The organism is Bartonella sp. ML69XJBT, assembly GCF_028618515.1.
GTDB lineage: Bacteria > Pseudomonadota > Alphaproteobacteria > Rhizobiales > Rhizobiaceae > Bartonella.
On the sequence record NZ_JAQITB010000032.1, the window covers coordinates 1 to 15,762 of the forward strand.

11 protein-coding genes and 4 pseudogenes are annotated in these 15,762 nt (G+C 39.9%); 5 read left to right on the top strand and 10 right to left on the bottom strand.

The window, feature by feature from the left end; genetic code table 11:
* Positions 1–88 (bottom strand): annotated as a pseudogene (locus PVV68_RS08030) (DNA-binding protein); the annotation flags it as partial.
* 208 nt (positions 89–296) lie between these two features.
* Positions 297–1,463 (bottom strand): site-specific integrase, encoded by a 1,167-nt coding sequence (locus PVV68_RS08035; RefSeq protein WP_273721580.1) that lies wholly within the window; start codon positions 1,461–1,463, stop codon positions 297–299.
* A gap of 225 nt (positions 1,464–1,688) precedes the next feature.
* Between PVV68_RS08035 and PVV68_RS08040 the strand changes: the two genes are divergently transcribed.
* The gene (locus PVV68_RS08040) at positions 1,689–2,069 is read left to right on the top strand and encodes a helix-turn-helix domain-containing protein (protein ID WP_273721582.1); all 381 of its coding nucleotides are present in this window, start codon (positions 1,689–1,691) and stop codon (positions 2,067–2,069) included.
* A gap of 116 nt (positions 2,070–2,185) precedes the next feature.
* Here PVV68_RS08040 and groEL read toward each other — a convergent pair.
* Positions 2,186–2,431: pseudogene (gene groEL / locus PVV68_RS08045) on the bottom strand (chaperonin GroEL); the annotation flags it as partial.
* Positions 2,432–3,085: 654 nt separating this feature from the next.
* The gene (gene fumC / locus PVV68_RS08050; RefSeq protein WP_273721584.1) at positions 3,086–4,474 is read right to left on the bottom strand and encodes a class II fumarate hydratase; all 1,389 of its coding nucleotides are present in this window, start codon (positions 4,472–4,474) and stop codon (positions 3,086–3,088) included.
* A gap of 226 nt (positions 4,475–4,700) precedes the next feature.
* Here fumC and groES point away from each other — a divergent pair, with 226 nt between their 5' ends.
* The 3 genes from groES to PVV68_RS08065 all read left to right on the top strand — a co-directional run bounded on the left by groES (position 4,701) and on the right by PVV68_RS08065 (position 7,134).
* Entirely contained in the window at positions 4,701–4,997 is a 297-nt protein-coding gene (gene groES / locus PVV68_RS08055) for a co-chaperone GroES (RefSeq protein ID WP_005864441.1), read from the top strand.
* Positions 4,998–5,057: 60 nt separating this feature from the next.
* Positions 5,058–6,701: a chaperonin GroEL gene (gene groL / locus PVV68_RS08060; RefSeq protein ID WP_273721587.1), complete on the top strand. Its 1,644-nt coding sequence runs from the start codon at positions 5,058–5,060 to the stop codon at positions 6,699–6,701.
* A 184-nt stretch (positions 6,702–6,885) separates the two neighbouring features.
* Positions 6,886–7,134: a hypothetical protein gene (locus PVV68_RS08065; protein ID WP_273721589.1), complete on the top strand. Its 249-nt coding sequence runs from the start codon at positions 6,886–6,888 to the stop codon at positions 7,132–7,134.
* A gap of 65 nt (positions 7,135–7,199) precedes the next feature.
* On the opposite strand, the gene PVV68_RS08070 is transcribed toward PVV68_RS08065, so the two are convergent.
* From PVV68_RS08070 to PVV68_RS08080, 4 genes and pseudogenes are all read right to left on the bottom strand, one after another.
* Complete coding sequence (locus tag PVV68_RS08070) at positions 7,200–7,613, bottom strand: helix-turn-helix domain-containing protein (protein WP_273721591.1); 414 nt, start codon at positions 7,611–7,613, stop codon at positions 7,200–7,202.
* A gap of 348 nt (positions 7,614–7,961) precedes the next feature.
* Positions 7,962–8,189 (bottom strand): annotated as a pseudogene (locus tag PVV68_RS10650) (hypothetical protein).
* Between the two features lie 379 nt (positions 8,190–8,568).
* Positions 8,569–8,980: pseudogene (locus PVV68_RS08075) on the bottom strand (helix-turn-helix domain-containing protein).
* 495 nt (positions 8,981–9,475) lie between these two features.
* The gene (locus tag PVV68_RS08080) at positions 9,476–11,104 is read right to left on the bottom strand and encodes an alpha-D-glucose phosphate-specific phosphoglucomutase (protein WP_273721592.1); all 1,629 of its coding nucleotides are present in this window, start codon (positions 11,102–11,104) and stop codon (positions 9,476–9,478) included.
* 200 nt (positions 11,105–11,304) lie between these two features.
* Between PVV68_RS08080 and PVV68_RS08085 the strand changes: the two genes are divergently transcribed.
* Positions 11,305–11,829, top strand: a complete 525-nt coding sequence (locus PVV68_RS08085; RefSeq protein WP_273721593.1) for a peroxiredoxin — start codon at positions 11,305–11,307, stop codon at positions 11,827–11,829.
* Between the two features lie 581 nt (positions 11,830–12,410).
* On the opposite strand, the gene PVV68_RS08090 is transcribed toward PVV68_RS08085, so the two are convergent.
* Together PVV68_RS08090 and hisS are read right to left on the bottom strand one after the other, a co-directional pair.
* On the bottom strand, positions 12,411–12,941 hold the full coding sequence (locus PVV68_RS08090; protein ID WP_273721594.1) for a replication protein: 531 nt from the start codon (positions 12,939–12,941) through the stop codon (positions 12,411–12,413).
* Between the two features lie 579 nt (positions 12,942–13,520).
* Complete coding sequence (gene hisS, locus PVV68_RS08095; protein WP_273721595.1) at positions 13,521–15,011, bottom strand: histidine--tRNA ligase; 1,491 nt, start codon at positions 15,009–15,011, stop codon at positions 13,521–13,523.
* Positions 15,012–15,762: the final 751 nt, after the last annotated feature.

Genomic DNA, 15,762 nt, shown 5'->3' on the forward strand with positions numbered 1-15,762 from the left:
TGGTCACATGACGGCGGAATGTTGAAACACTCATATGAAGCAATTTTGCACTTTCACGGTCAGTTAAAAGAATATCGTTTTCTGTCATTATAATTTCCTTTCATAATAAAAAATGGGAACAAATCATAAGTATTTATTAACCATATTTTTGAATCACTGGAAAGGTATTTAGTCTATAGAAAACAGTGTTTTATAATACATTTTCTGATGTGATAATTTATGAGTCTCATTGAGAAAGAATGAGAGAAGAGAGAGATAAAGTTATCCACAGATCATGGGGTATTACACCCCATATCTTAAGATTGCCCAGTGACATAAGCCGCCCATTTATCCATATAGACACGACGCTGTTCTAAATAATCAGTACGACGATAGGAGCGCTCTACTTTACCACCCACTGTATGAGCTAGAATAGTTTCAGCGACCTCATAGGGAGCATCGGTTGTTTCAGCAAGCCAATCGCGTAAACTAGAACGAAAACCATGGGGACGTGCTTCAACTCCAATCTGTTGCATATATTGTGACATGCAATTCTCACCAAGAGGACCGCGACCAGTTGCAGAAAAAAAGAAATCATTGCGTGAAAGCGAGCGTGCTTGTTTTAAGATTTCTAATGCCTCTGTTGATAAGGGCACGCGAAATTCTTTTGTTGTATCACGCTTTCCTTTCATATTCTCAGCAGGAATTGTCCATATATCCCCGTCAATCTGATCTTTATGAATATAACGTAAAGGACGTGTACGAACCCCTGTAAGAATAAGCAAGCGCAAAGCTAAATGTGTCATTGTTATCGTTTTACTGAGTGTCTGATAAAAAGCAGGAATATCTTTCCAATCCATAGCTGGTATATTTTGTGTTTTATGGAGTTGTTTACCTAAAAGAGCACGTGCTTTTTCTGTTGCTTGTAAATCAACATCTAACCCTAATGCAGCCGCATGTTTGAGACAAATATTAAGACGATTCAGTGCTTTCTCTGCTGTTGCAGCTTTTGTATGCCAAATAGGAGTAAGAACATTGCGTATCTCTGTTTGTGTAATCTCTGAAACGGGCAGACAACCTAATTTTGGGAGAATATAAAGCCGTAAAGGTAAAAACCAGTCTCCAGCCTTACCATCATCTTTTAATTCAGCTTTACGACTTTCAAAAGCATCTAAAGCAATATCTTTTAAATAATGGAGATTGCTTATTACCTCACGCTTTTGTTTTTCACGTTCTTTAATGGGGTCACGCCCTTCATGCAAAACAGAACGCCATTGATTTGCTAATTCACGGGCTTTTTTTAAAGAGACATGTCTTAATGCCCCCAAGCCCATTTCGCGACGACGCCCGTGAATGGTATAACGATAAAGCCATTGAGCACCCCCATCTTTACGCTTATGGAGTAACAAGCCGGCACCATCATTATATTTGCCAGCCCCCAATGTTGCGACAGATCTTGCATTAAGACGGTTCATAAGGACCATTTTTACTCCTTTCTTATACAGTTTTTACCCACACACCAGCCCCGCTTTTGACGTGCAAGCAAGTGATATTAATTGATTCAATCTGAGAGGGTTTAGAATGAGAAAACCTTACTATATTCGGGTCTTTAATTCAACATGCAAAACAGTAAATTATCTATATAAATCAATGTGTTGCTAGCACCCGGAATACCAACGCGAGGGCGCTCGCAACCGGTGGGAGGGGAAATGCAAGGTAAAAATTCTCATAATGACAAATTCATTGATCAATTCGTTGGCAAAAAAATTCGCTTCAGACGAAACATGCTGAAAATATCTCAAAAACAATTAGGACAGTCTTTAGGAGTAAGCTTCCAGCAAATTCAAAAATATGAAACAGGATTAAATCGTGTTGGAGCTGGGCGTTTAAAGGAAATTGCTGATATCTTAAATGTTCCCATTGCCTTTTTTTACGCAGATCTCTTTACAAAACAACATACTCCCACCCATCATGATGAAGTCATCTCAAGCAGAGAAGAATATCTGCTGCTCAAAAGATTTCGCGTTCTCACCTCGATAAAACGCAGAGCGATTTTACAACTTATCTCTGAGCCAAGTGAAAACTTTTAAATTATGTACTAGGGTCATATTGCCTCAATGCTTTATGCCGTTATTTTTCGCGTATTTTAATAAACACATCCTCCACAAGGAATAAAATGCACAATCTTAAATCAATAATTCTTAGAAGCAATCAAATCACTAAATTCACCGGTTGCAGTGTTGTAACCAAAGGTATCAGCATTATTTTCCAACACTTTGCCAACGATAATCGCTGCTTCTTCACCGGAGTTGCTTGCAATTTGACGTGCTGATGCTTGGAGAGCACGACGGACGATATTAATACCAGCTTCTTGATCAGGATTGTTTCCTTTAACAGTCAGCGCATTTACGACACGCAACAACGCGGCTCTACTATCAGCAACTATTATTTCAGTTGTGATCAGAAGGCTGGAAATTGAAACAACATTCTGCAAAACAGAACGCTACAAAATATTATCGTATTGTTCGTGAACATATTTGCTAAAGCTATCTCTTGTTGCTCTCAAGTTCATTTTGCAATGCTGCTCATAAACTCTATAATGGTAAAGTCATACCATCATCTTCACGCTTATGAAGAAGCACACTGTTACCTCAATGTCGTGAGAGCTATTGTATTTATAAGAGGTATTTTTACTGTTTGTTTCCTGCTTATACTTCAAGAGTTTTTATCTATATATCAATCCTGTTTATGGACGTGCGCGTAAAAAGTTTATCTGCTTCACTATAAAGGGGATGAGATGAAAGAAGCGTATGGTATGTGAGAGTTCGAAATAAGAAAATTTGGTTTTCGAAGCCTTTATTCGGCATCTAAAATGGTGAGCTATCAATATGTTCATGAAAAACAGTTGGGAAGAACCTGTTATGGCTTTGTGGGGTGTAAGAGGCTCTCTTTACAAATATGCTAGGGTTGAGAAAATCTTTTACTTGTCCCAGAGGTGTTAAGATTTTTGAAGGTGTAGGTAGACTGTTAATGATACAATGACCATCGGACCGCGAACAGCCCGATAGTTAAAAAATTTGTTTCAAAAAAATTCATATCCGGCTGTTTACTTTGGAGCAATCATCTTTTTGGGATCAACCAGCCGATCATAATCCTCTGCAGGAACACCTGCTTTGAGTGCTTCAGTACGCAAAGTTGTATCATTTTTATGCGCTGCTTTGGCAATTTCGGCCGCTTTCTCATAACCAATTTCTGGGGCAAGTGCTGTCACCAGCATCAAAGAGCGCTCCATGAGAGTGTGAATATGAACCCGATTAGCACGTAATCCTTGGACACAATGGAGATCAAAAGAGCGCATGCAATCACCAAGGAGCGTAATTGATTGTAAAACATTATAACCAATGACAGGTTTATAAACATTGAGTTCAAAATGCCCTTGGCTGGCAGCAAATGTTACACTGGTATGATTACCAAACACTTGGGCTGCAACCATGGTCATTGCTTCACACTGGGTGGGGTTAACTTTGCCTGGCATGATAGAAGAGCCTGGTTCATTTTCAGGTAGGCTTAATTCGCCCAAACCTGAACGTGGACCTGAGCCCAAAAAGCGGATATCGTTGGCAATCTTAAACAGATCAGCAGCGAGAGCATTGAGACTACCATGGAAATGGGCAAGGGCTCCATGATGGGCAAGCGCCTCAAATTTATTGCTGGCGGTTTTAAAGGCAACCCCTGTAAGGGTGCTCATTGTTTGCGCAAAAGCAACATCAAAACCCTGTGGTGCATTGAGCCCTGTCCCGACAGCTGTTCCACCTTGGGCAAGCATCTGGACATCGGCAAGAGCTGTTTCAATACGCTGGCGATTGGCTTCGAGTGCGGCGCGGTAGCCTGAAAATTCTTGTGCTAAAGTTAAGGGTGTTGCATCTTGAGTATGGGTACGCCCGATTTTAATGATATCGGCAAATTCTTCTTCTTTTTTCTTTAAAGTGGTAATAAGAGCTTCAAGAATGGGAAATAAGTGTTGGCGTGTTTGCAGTGTGGTGGCAATGTGAAGTGCTGTGGGAAAGGAATCGTTTGAGGATTGGCTCATATTGACATGATCATTGGGATGAACAGGGCTTTTGCTCCCTAGTTTTCCTCCCAAAAGCATGCTAGCATAGTTGGCAATGACCTCATTGACATTCATATTGCTTTGCGTACCAGAACCCGTTTGCCAAACAGAGAGCGGAAAATGTGTATCAAATGCACCGGCGAGCACTTCGTCAGCAGCAGTAATGATGGCTTTGCCAATGTTTTGCGGAAGTTTCCCTTTTTCCATATTCACAAGGGCTGCGGCTTTTTTGATAAGGCTTAAGGCATAAATGATAGTGAGTGGCTGTTTTTCACTGCCAATATTAAAATTATGCAGCGAGCGTTCAGTCTGCGCTCCCCAATAACGGTCTTGACGTACCGAAATCGTCCCCAAGCTATCCGTTTCCTGACGTGTTTCACTCATGATAAGATCCTTTTATGTTGGCAAATTAATAAAAAGCTAGATAATGCAAAATAGGAAAAAGAGGCAAGACTTCAAAGTCTTTTTAAGGTAAATTATTTTTAAGAAGAATCCTTGACATTGAGAAGAGGCAATTTTATATCTTGGGCAGTGTTAGCACTCATACTTTGAGAGTGCTAGCAAGGACTTAAGATTAATGCAATTATATTAAGTTTTAAGGATTTTGAACATGGCTAATATACAATTCCGCCCGCTTCACGATCGTGTCGTTGTCCGTCGGGTTGAATCTGAAAATAAGACTGCTGGTGGGATTATCATTCCTGATACAGCAAAAGAAAAACCTCAAGAAGGTGAAGTTATTGCTATTGGCAATGGTGCTCTCGACGATAATGGAAAGCGCGTGCCTTTAGAAGTAAAAACAGGTGACCGTATCCTGTTTGGAAAATGGTCTGGAACTGAAGTAAAGATTAATGGGGAAGACCTCTTAATCATGAAAGAATCGGACATTATGGGAATTTTGGGCTAGTTTTAAGCCTTTCAATTCTTCCATTTTATATTATTTGAGATAACTCCAAGGAGAAATTAAATGGCTGCTAAAGAAGTCAAATTTGGCCGTGAAGCGCGGGAGCGTTTGTTGCGCGGTGTTGATATCCTTGCTAACGCTGTAAAGGTAACCCTTGGCCCTAAAGGGCGCAATGTGGTGATCGATAAATCATTTGGTGCACCCCGCATCACAAAAGATGGTGTATCCGTTGCAAAGGAAATCGAACTAGAAGATAAGTTTGAAAATATGGGTGCGCAAATGTTGCGTGAAGTTGCTTCTAAAACCAATGATATTGCTGGGGATGGAACAACAACGGCAACGGTTTTGGGGCAAGCTATCGTACAAGAAGGTGTAAAAGCCGTTGCTGCAGGCATGAACCCAATGGATCTTAAACGCGGAATTGATGCTGCTGTGGATGAAGTGGTGGCAAATCTCTTCAAAAAAGCGAAGAAAATCCAAACTTCCGCAGAAATCGCACAAGTGGGAACAATTTCCGCAAATGGTGCTGCAGAAATCGGTAAAATGATCGCTGATGCCATGGAAAAAGTTGGCAATGAAGGTGTCATTACCGTGGAAGAAGCAAAAACGGCTGAAACAGAATTAGAAGTCGTTGAAGGTATGCAGTTTGATCGTGGATATCTTTCTCCTTACTTTGTCACCAATGCGGAAAAAATGGTGGCGGATCTGGACGATCCTTATATTCTTATTCACGAAAAGAAATTGTCTAATCTACAATCTCTTCTTCCAGTGCTTGAAGCTGTTGTGCAGTCTGGCAAACCACTTCTTATTATCGCTGAAGATGTGGAAGGTGAAGCTTTGGCAACACTCGTTGTCAACAAATTGCGCGGTGGTTTGAAAATTGCTGCGGTGAAAGCACCAGGATTTGGTGATCGTCGTAAAGCTATGCTTGAAGATATCGCAATCTTGACATCTGGTCAGGTTATTTCTGAAGATGTAGGCATTAAGCTTGAAAATGTCACTTTGGATATGCTTGGACGTGCGAAGAAAGTGAATATTTCTAAAGAAAATACCACGATTATTGATGGTGCTGGACAAAAGGCTGAAATTAATGCACGCGTCAATCAGATCAAAGCTCAGATTGAAGAAACAACTTCTGATTATGACCGTGAGAAATTACAAGAAAGACTTGCTAAGCTTGCTGGTGGTGTCGCTGTTATCCGCGTTGGTGGTGCAACAGAAGTTGAAGTAAAAGAAAAGAAAGACCGCGTTGATGATGCCTTGAATGCAACACGGGCTGCTGTGGAAGAAGGTATTGTTGCTGGTGGTGGAACCGCTCTGTTGCGTGCTGCAAATGCACTGACTGTTAAAGGAAACAATCCTGATCAAGAAGCTGGTATTAATATCGTCCGTCGTGCTCTTCAAGCACCAGCACGTCAAATTGCAACCAACGCCGGTGAAGAAGCAGCTATTATCGTTGGTAAAGTGTTGGAAAATAATGCTGATACTTTTGGTTACAACACTGCAACCGGTGAATTTGGTGATTTAATTGCTTTGGGAATTGTTGATCCTGTGAAGGTTGTACGTTCTGCTCTGCAGAATGCTGCTTCAATTGCGAGCCTTCTGATCACAACCGAAGCAATGGTTGCTGAAACGCCAAAGAAAGATACCCCAATGCCTCCAATGCCAGCTGGCGGAATGGGTGGAATGGGCGGAATGGATTTCTAATCTCCTTTCCTAAAGAAAAAAAGAGACGGGCCTATTGGCCCGTTTTTTTTATACTTTTCTCTGTTTTATAATCGCAGTAAATTCGTTAATTTGATTGCTTTTAAGAATGGTTGATCTAAGGGGATGCTTTCTGCTCTGCAGAATACTGTTTCAATTGCCAGCCTTCTGATCACAACTGAAATTAATGGTTGCTGATAGTAGAGCCGCGTTGTTGCGTGTCGTAAATACGCTGACTGTTAAAGGAAACAATCCTAACCAGAAGCTTAATATCATTTACTGTATTCTCCAAGCATCAACACGCCAAATTGCGATCAATGTCGGTGAAGAAGCTGCAATTATCGTTGGTAAAGTGTTGGAAAATAATGTCAATATTTTTGGTTACAACACCGCAACCGGTGGATTTGCTGATTTGCGTGCTTTCAAGAATTGTTGATTTGAGGAGGCACATTCTGCCTACGAATGTTGATGAACAGAGTTTGTAACACTCTAGTACATAATTTAAAAGCTTTCATTTGGTTCAGAAAGTAATTGTAAAATCGCTCTGCGTTTTATCGAGGTGAGAACGCGAAATCTTTTGAGCAGCAGATATTCTTCTCTGCTTGAGATGACTTCATCATGATGGGTGGGAGTATGTTGTTGTGTAAAGAGATCAGCGTAAAAAAAGGCAATGGGAACATTTAAGATATCAGCAATTTCCTTTAAACGCCCAACTCCAACACGATTTAATCCTGTTTCATATTTTTGAATTTGCTGGAAGCTTACTCCTAAAGACTGCCCTAAGTGTTTTTGAGACATTTTCAGCATGTTTCGTCTGAAGCGAATTTTTTTGCCAACGAATTGATCAATGAATTTGTCATTATGAGAATTTTTACCTTGCATTTCCCCTCCCACCGGTTGCGAGCGCCCTCGCATTGGTATTCCGGGAGTAACAAGCACTGACCTCGAATCAGCATTTTGCTTTTAGTGCTTACAGCACTTGGACATAGCAAAATCTCCCGGAATCCCGGGACACCCGCAAAGCGGGACAAATCTATGTATCGAGGTTTCGGGCTTGTCTTCCCTATTGGTCATTGCGTATACGACCAAAACACCCTTTAACTCATAAAGTAATTTCAGGAAATTTACAATAAAAATGAACACGAGCTTGTTTTATGAGAGGTGGGATGCTTTTGATGCAATAAAAAAGTACTTATAAGGGGAATGACAGTAAGAATGCACAATGCATGCTGATAAACAAAGCCTGTGGGGGGGCGCATGATTTTAAAAGTTTTCATTTGGGTCAGAAAGTAATTGTAAAATTGCTCTTTGTTTTACTTTAGCAAGGACTCTAAAATTTTTTAAAAGCAGATATTCTTCTCTGCTGGAAGCTTACTCCTAAAGACTGCCCTAAGTGTTTTTGAGACATTTTCAGCATGTTTCGTCTGAAGCGAATTTTTTTGCCAACGAATTGATCAATGAATTTGTCGTTATGAGATTTTTACTTTGCATTTCCCCTCCCACCGGTTGCGAGCGCCCTCGCGTTGGTATTCCGGGAGCTTGAAAGTACTGAAACCTAATCAGCTTTTTTTGCTTTTAGTGCCTAAAACACCTGGACATAGCAAAAACTCCCGGAATCCCGGGATACCCACATCAGTGGATCTATTTACACGCTAGAGCTTGGGGCTTTCAGTTCCCTCTTGATCGCCGCGTATGCGATCAAAGCATCTCTCAATTTATAAAGTAATTTCAGGAAATTTACAATAAAAATGAACACAGCTTTTCTTTAGATAAAAGGCGGCATGCTATTCATTCAATCAGCATTTAAAGGGATGCTTTTTTTTTAATACGCTGTATGCTGATAAACAAAGTCTGTGGGGGGCGCATGATTTTAAAAGTTTTCATTTGGTTCAGAGATTAATTGTAAAATTGCTTTTTGTTTTACTTTAGCAAGGACTCTAAAATTTTTTAAAAGCAGATATTCTTCTCTGCTTGAGATGATTTCTTCATGATGGGTTGGGGTGTTGTTGTGTGAAGAGATCGGCGTAAAAAAAGGCAATGGGAACATTTAAGATATCAGCAATTTCCTTTAAACGCCCAACTCCAACACGATTTAATCCTGTTTCATATTTTTGAATTTGCTGGAAGCTTACTCCTAAAGACTGTTCTAATTGTTTTTGAGACATTTTCAGCATGTTTCGTCTGAAGCGAATTTTTTTGCCAACGAATTTATCAATGAATTTGTCGTTATGAAGATTTTTACCTTGCATTTCCCCTCCCACCGGTTGCGAGCGCCCTCGCATTGGTATTCCAGGAGCTTGAAAACACTGAATCCGAGTCAGCATTTTGCTTTTAGTGCTGGGAAGCACCTGGACATAGCAAAATCTCCCGGAATCCCGGGATACCCACATCAGTGGGTTTATTTCACGCTCGGATTTCAGGTTTTCAAGGCCCTATTGGTCGCTGCGTATACGACCAAAACACCTTTTAATTCATAAAGTAATTTTAGGGAATTAGCAATAAAAATGAAGTCCGATTTTCTATGAGAAAAGATAGCGTGGTCTTTATTCAATCAAAAAGCGTGCGAAAAAGACAAGCTTTCAGAATTCTCGAGATAGCTATTTTGTACATTGGCTTTAATATTGCCATTTTTGCCAGTAGGACTTCGTTTTGCAATCAAATCGATGCTTCAGCTTGAAAGAATACAATCTTCTCAAAATAAGGCGCGCTCTTTTAACAGAACAAACGCCCCCTTCCCCAAAGACATCAAAGCTTCTTTAAGAATCAAAGCAGTTTTCTCACGTGATAATATCAGGACGTTCACGCCCCAATTGCTGCTCTATGTTCAACAATTCCAGTGCTGCCTTTTGTAAAGGTTGAAGCACTTTTTGCGGTTCTTGATGATGTTTCCAGGGATCCCTCTCAAATTGTTCAAAATAAAGCCGTAAAGTAGTACCCAATGTTCCTGTCCCCGATAAGCGTACCACAAGCCGTGCTCCATTCTCAAAAAAAATACGTATACCCTGCTTTATGCTCACACTCTGATCAACGGGATCGTGATAGGTAAAATCGTCTGCTTTTTCCACCCGCAACCCAGCAATTTCCGTCCCCTCCTGTGGTAAATCCACACGCAATTTCTCTATAAGCGCTTCTGCTTTATCATTCTCCACGCTCTCATAATCATAACGTAACGTGTAAAAACGCCCATAGTTTTTCCAATACTGCTGCACAATCTCTGCAACAGATTTTCCTGTGAGAGCTAAAAGATTTAACCAAAATAATACAGCCCACAAACCATCCTTTTCGCGAATATGGTAAGAACCGGTTCCAAAACTTTCTTCACCACAAAAAGTCACCTTTCCCGCATCCAAAAGCGATCCAAAAAATTTCCACCCCGTTGGCGTTTCAAAACACTTTAATCCTTTTTTTTCAGCAACCAAATCAACAGCACGCGTTGTTGGCATAGAGCGCGCAATCCCCACAATGCCTTGGCGATAACCTTTAATCAGATGGGCATGCTCAACCATAATAGCCAAGGAATCAGAAGGCGGGACAAATTGCCCACGCCCAATAATAAGATTACGATCTCCATCCCCATCCGATGCTGCCCCCATATCAGGTGCCTGCTCAGACATCAATAAATCATAAAGATCTTTGGCATAAACCAAATTGGGATCTGGATGCCCCCCTCCAAAATCTGGCAAAGGAATACCATTAACTACCGTTCCTTCAGGAAATCCTAAACATTTTTCAAAAATCTCATGGGCATAAGGCCCTGTGACCGCATGCATAGCATCAAATCGCAAAGTAAGCCCTCTCTTAACAGCTTGAGCAATGCAATCAAAGTCAAAAATCTCCTGCATCAAAGCAACATAATCCGCTACAGGGTCAATGATATCAATCTGCATAGACCCTAGAAAAGTTGTGCCTTCTCTCTCTAAATCAACATCTGCAGCCTCAAAAATTTTATAACAAGAAAGTTGTTGTGAGGCTGCAAAAATAGCTTCACATAGGGCTTCGGGAGCAGGTCCACCATTAGCAATATTATATTTGATACCACAATCGCCCTCTTTTCCCCCAGGATTATGACTTGCGGAAAGAATAAATCCCCCATAAGCATGGGTTTTACGAATAAGATGTGAAACCGCCGGTGTAGAAAGAATGCCCCTTCTTCCCACCTTAACACAAGCAACACCATGAGCCGCCGCCATTTTCAAGACCGTTTGTAAAAGAGTGTGGTTGAAATAGCGCCCATCGCCCCCAAGAATAAGCAGCTTTCCTTCAACAGAGCCAATAGTATTAAAAACAGACTGTATAAAATTTTCCACATAATGGGGCTGTTGAAAAACCGACACCTTCTTGCGTAAACCAGACGTTCCAAGTCTTTGATCAGCAAAGGCCATGGTTAAAACTGTCGTTATCATCACAAAAACGCCTTTAAAATATTTTCTTTAATGTTAAAGTGAATATCAGCCAAAGTCGACCATTAATTCCACTTGACGAGATAACGAAATACTTGCACACTTAAACAGAAGAGCAAGGATTATTTAAGGCCCCCTCTTTAAAGAGTCGTTAAATACCAAAACTGCTAAAACACAATTTTCATAAAAAATACAGGAGCATAGTTATGATAAAAAGAACCGTTCCCAATACCACCTTTCATACACGTATCCGTGATGAATCGATGGGTGGAGATAATCCTTATCGCTGGCAAGAAGTGAGTAGCGATGCATATTTTAAAGGAAAACGGGTCATTCTTTTTTCTCTTCCTGGAGCCTTTACTCCCACTTGCTCAACCTTTCAACTGCCTGATTTTGAAAAACTCTATGATGAATTTAAAAAAGTTGGCATTGATGAAATTTATTGTCTTTCCGTCAATGATGCTTTTGTCATGAACGCTTGGGGTAAAACGCAAGCTATCAAAAACATCAAATTAATTCCTGATGGCTCTGGTGAATTCACCCGTAAAATGGGTATGCTGGTTGCGAAAGACAATATTGGTTTTGGCATGCGCTCATGGCGTTATGCCGCTGTGATTAATGATGGTGTCGTTGAACAATGGTTTGAAGAACCAGGCTTTGCAGACAATTGTACAACAGACCCCTATGAAATTTCTTCTCCACAAAATATTTTAAAAACCTTGAAAAGTTAATTTGAAGACTAATTATACAGTTATCAAATGCAAACTTTCTAGCATAAACTCCTTCTTAGGAAGGAGTTTATGTTTTTTTTGCATTTTATGGATGATAAATTGAAAAATCTGTCGTCCCTAATATTTGCAACAACCTGTAGCACCTGAAACGATTCATAAGAAGCATTTTACGCCTTTCCTCTATGGTTTTTATCCACATGTTCATCCCGCTTGTAACGTGGCAAGCGAATGGTTTTGATTGGCGCAATATGGAAGAAACTTACAATATTGGGGATTCATTATTCAATACGAATAACGATAAATCATCATTATAAATTAATACATTATCCAATATTTACGCAACAAGAATATGCGATCAACGCATCACAGCCCCCATCATTACCATCAAAAGACAAATTTTTCTTCACCCTCATCAGAAAATATCAAAAAGCATACTCCCCTCAACCACAGCCCTCATATAATAAAGCAATATATACGCCCTAGCAGAAGGATCAATTTTAATCTGATGACCGTTCACTCTCAATTTTATCCTTTAACGATCACTGCCTCTAAAGAAGAAGATTTCTTTTTAAACATAACCGCTAAAGCAGTCGTTTATTTGGGTGTTCTACAGAAAATAATGTCTTCTCTTCTTCCTCTTCAGAGAACTCAAAATCTTCATCACCTTCAGGAAGTCCAAAGATATCTGGATTTATAAAATAGCACCCTTCTTTTATCCCCTTTGCAATAATTTTGTGACGTTCTAATTCGCTGAGACCTTTTTTAAAAGTTTCAAAACTAAGATAGTGCGATTCTTGAGTTGAAAAATCGCAATCCAAAAATTCATCGAGAACATTATGATCTAATGTAACCTGATCAAACCATAAATCCATCTCATCTTCCTCTGATATTTTCGCCACTTGCCACAACATAACAAAAAAACTCTTTAACCCAACAAATGAGAGCCCAACAATCATCCGCCGACTTTCAGGCGCTCCAGAAAAAGTAATTTGCGGAAGATTTTCAAATCCAAAGTGTGAGGGAGGAAGCTTAAATGATTTTCCAATATCCTCAGGACTTTTAAGAATAAAAGGATTTCTTTCATAAAGCACAGTAAAATCATATTGAACCATTGTATTTCTCCACTAAGCAATTCATTTTATGAAAAAATAAATATTATCAATTAGTTGCTATTATAGCAGCTTACAATTGATGCAAATATTTTCCTGTAAAAAATTGTTCGATTTAAGTTGTTTCATTGTTTTGTGAAACACTAACAAATCTTTGAGAGAAAATGCTCTAGGTCTCTCTTATAATCCGCACATACTAAATTATGTATGGTGCACAAGAAACCCAAAAAAATTTTATATCAGCAGATGAGAAAATAGCTGTTTAACAAAGATGAACGATCAATATTTTTATAAATGATCACCATCCCCTTTTCTAAAAAAAAATGATATAAGTTAGGGAACTTTCACGCATATTTTGTTTAGGAAAACGCCCTCATCGCCTCCTCAAAAAGGCTGATTTATTTAGTACATAAAACGCTTTCGCCCCTTAAAAAAACATTTCCATTTTATACAGCACAAGCTTAAAAAAACACCACAACTTTGTCCTTGTGCATAAGCACATGCAAATACGCAAAGTACAAATCCTTAAAATTGCATGGAGAATGACAGAAATCCAGCTAAACAATTTTAAAAAAACTTTTATTATAACCTACTTTGGGCTGCCAAAATATCCTGTACGGTCTGGACCAATTGATCTTCATCAACCGTCACTTGCGCAGGTCTGCTTTCACGCCATGTTTGATTATCCTTAATTTCATGAGACAATCGGGCACCTTCAATCAAATCTTTGATCTGTATTTTTCCACTCTCGCGCTCTTGTGAACCTTGAATGACCACACAAGGCGCCCGGCGGCGGTCAGCATATTTCATCTGCGCCTTCATCCCTGCTGCCCCCAAATAGAGTTCAGCACGAATTCCAGCATTACGCAATTGCATGACCATTTTTTGATAACGCGCAACCATTTCTGGTTCTTTATCCATCATCAGCACCACAACAGGTCCCGTCTTTTCTTTGATAGGCAATTTGCCAAGATTTTGCAAAGCAGCGATTAAGCGTGAAACACCAATAGAAAAACCTGTTGCCGGAATATTTTCGCCACGAAAACGTGCCACCAAACCATCATAGCGCCCCCCACCACCAACGGAACCAAAAACAACTTTTTGTCCATCATCATTGAGAACATCAAAAAGCAAAGCCGCCTCAAAAACAGGTCCCGTATAATATTCTAACCCCCGTACCACCGAGGGATCAATTTTGATGCGGTTTTGAGCACTATTTGCGGCAAAGATTGCCTGCATCTCCTCAAGCTCACGCACCCCTTCAAGCCCTTGCTCACTCTTATCAATAACTTGTCTAAGAGCATCAAGCGTTTCCTCTGCCGTTTCAGCTTCTACGGTAAGCAAAGAAAGAATACGATCTATCTCTTTATCCTTAAGCTGTGCCCCTTTTGTAAAATCACCACTCTCGTCCAAACGCCCTTTGCCCAACAGTAAACGCACCCCTTCAAGACCAAACTTATCCAGTTTATCCATTGCACGAAGAACACTTAAGCGCTTTTCAACTTGATCATCTCCCTGCAAACCAATCAACTCTAAGACACCCTCGAGAATTTTTCGATTATTGAGCCGAATAGCATAATCATCATGCTGAAAGCCCAATTTTTCTAAACTATCGGCTGCCATCATGCAAATTTCGGCATCCGCAGCAACGGTTGGTGTACCAACAATATCAGCATCAAACTGCATAAATTGCCGAAATCGCCCTGGTCCGGGTTTTTCATTGCGGAACACAAAGCCCAAGCGATAACTGCGATAAGGCTTTGGCAAAGTTTCAAAATTCTCTGCAAAATAACGAGCAAGAGGTGCGGTGAGATCATAGCGCAAAGACATCCATTGCTCATCATCATCTTGTAGCGAAAAAACCCCAGCATTTGGACAATCTGAATCAGGTAAAAACTTGCCCAACACATCCGTATATTCAAAAATCGGTGTCTCCAGCGCTTCAAAACCATAAAGTTCATAAACTTCACGAATCTGAGCAATCATGGTCTCCGTTGCATATAATTGTGCACTTGTGCGATCAACAAAACCGCGAGGTAAACGTGCTTTGGTTTTTTCCGGTGATGATGGCATAGAATTCTCTAACAACAATTTGTCTCCACAGATACTATGTGTCTTATCTTATAGCAATAAACCCTGCAATAACTTTATCAATGACAAACCTCATATACACCAGTGTAACACACAAAAACCGTTGCTTTACAAAGGCAATGTAAACCACCTTTAGATAATCGCCTTTACAAAAATTTGTATTATGAGTACCGTCATTCTCTTTGCCTCCCAGAACATCCCTTTGTCTTGAGACGATTCATAACGACCCTTTTTATTCCTTATCTTCAGATATTCTTACCCACACACCACCACTTATGACTTACAAAGGCATGATTTTTCTTCATTTATCATGGGAGATATTTGAAATGAGAGAAGCTTAGGATATTTTTAACTTTTATTTCAATATGCAAAACAAAAATGATCTTATCATGCCATAAAACAGTTTCGTTTAGGATAACGATACAAGATATTATAAGTTTACACATTCCGTATTTTGAGAATGCGTTGTGCATATTCAAGGTAGTCCACGCCCTTAGAGTCTCAGTAAACCATACAAATGATCAGCAGATGGTGTCCACCAAAAAAGCTTGATTATTTACAAACCAGCATGAGTAGGAATCTTCATCATTTGATGATATGAGGAACAAACCAACTTTGTAAATCAATCTCTTGACTTAATAATGGAGTAAACTCTGTCTTGGTATTTTTGCACACATTCACAAATACTATTGAGAAATCAGAGGCGCATATCCTCTCAACCCCTCGTTTTGTT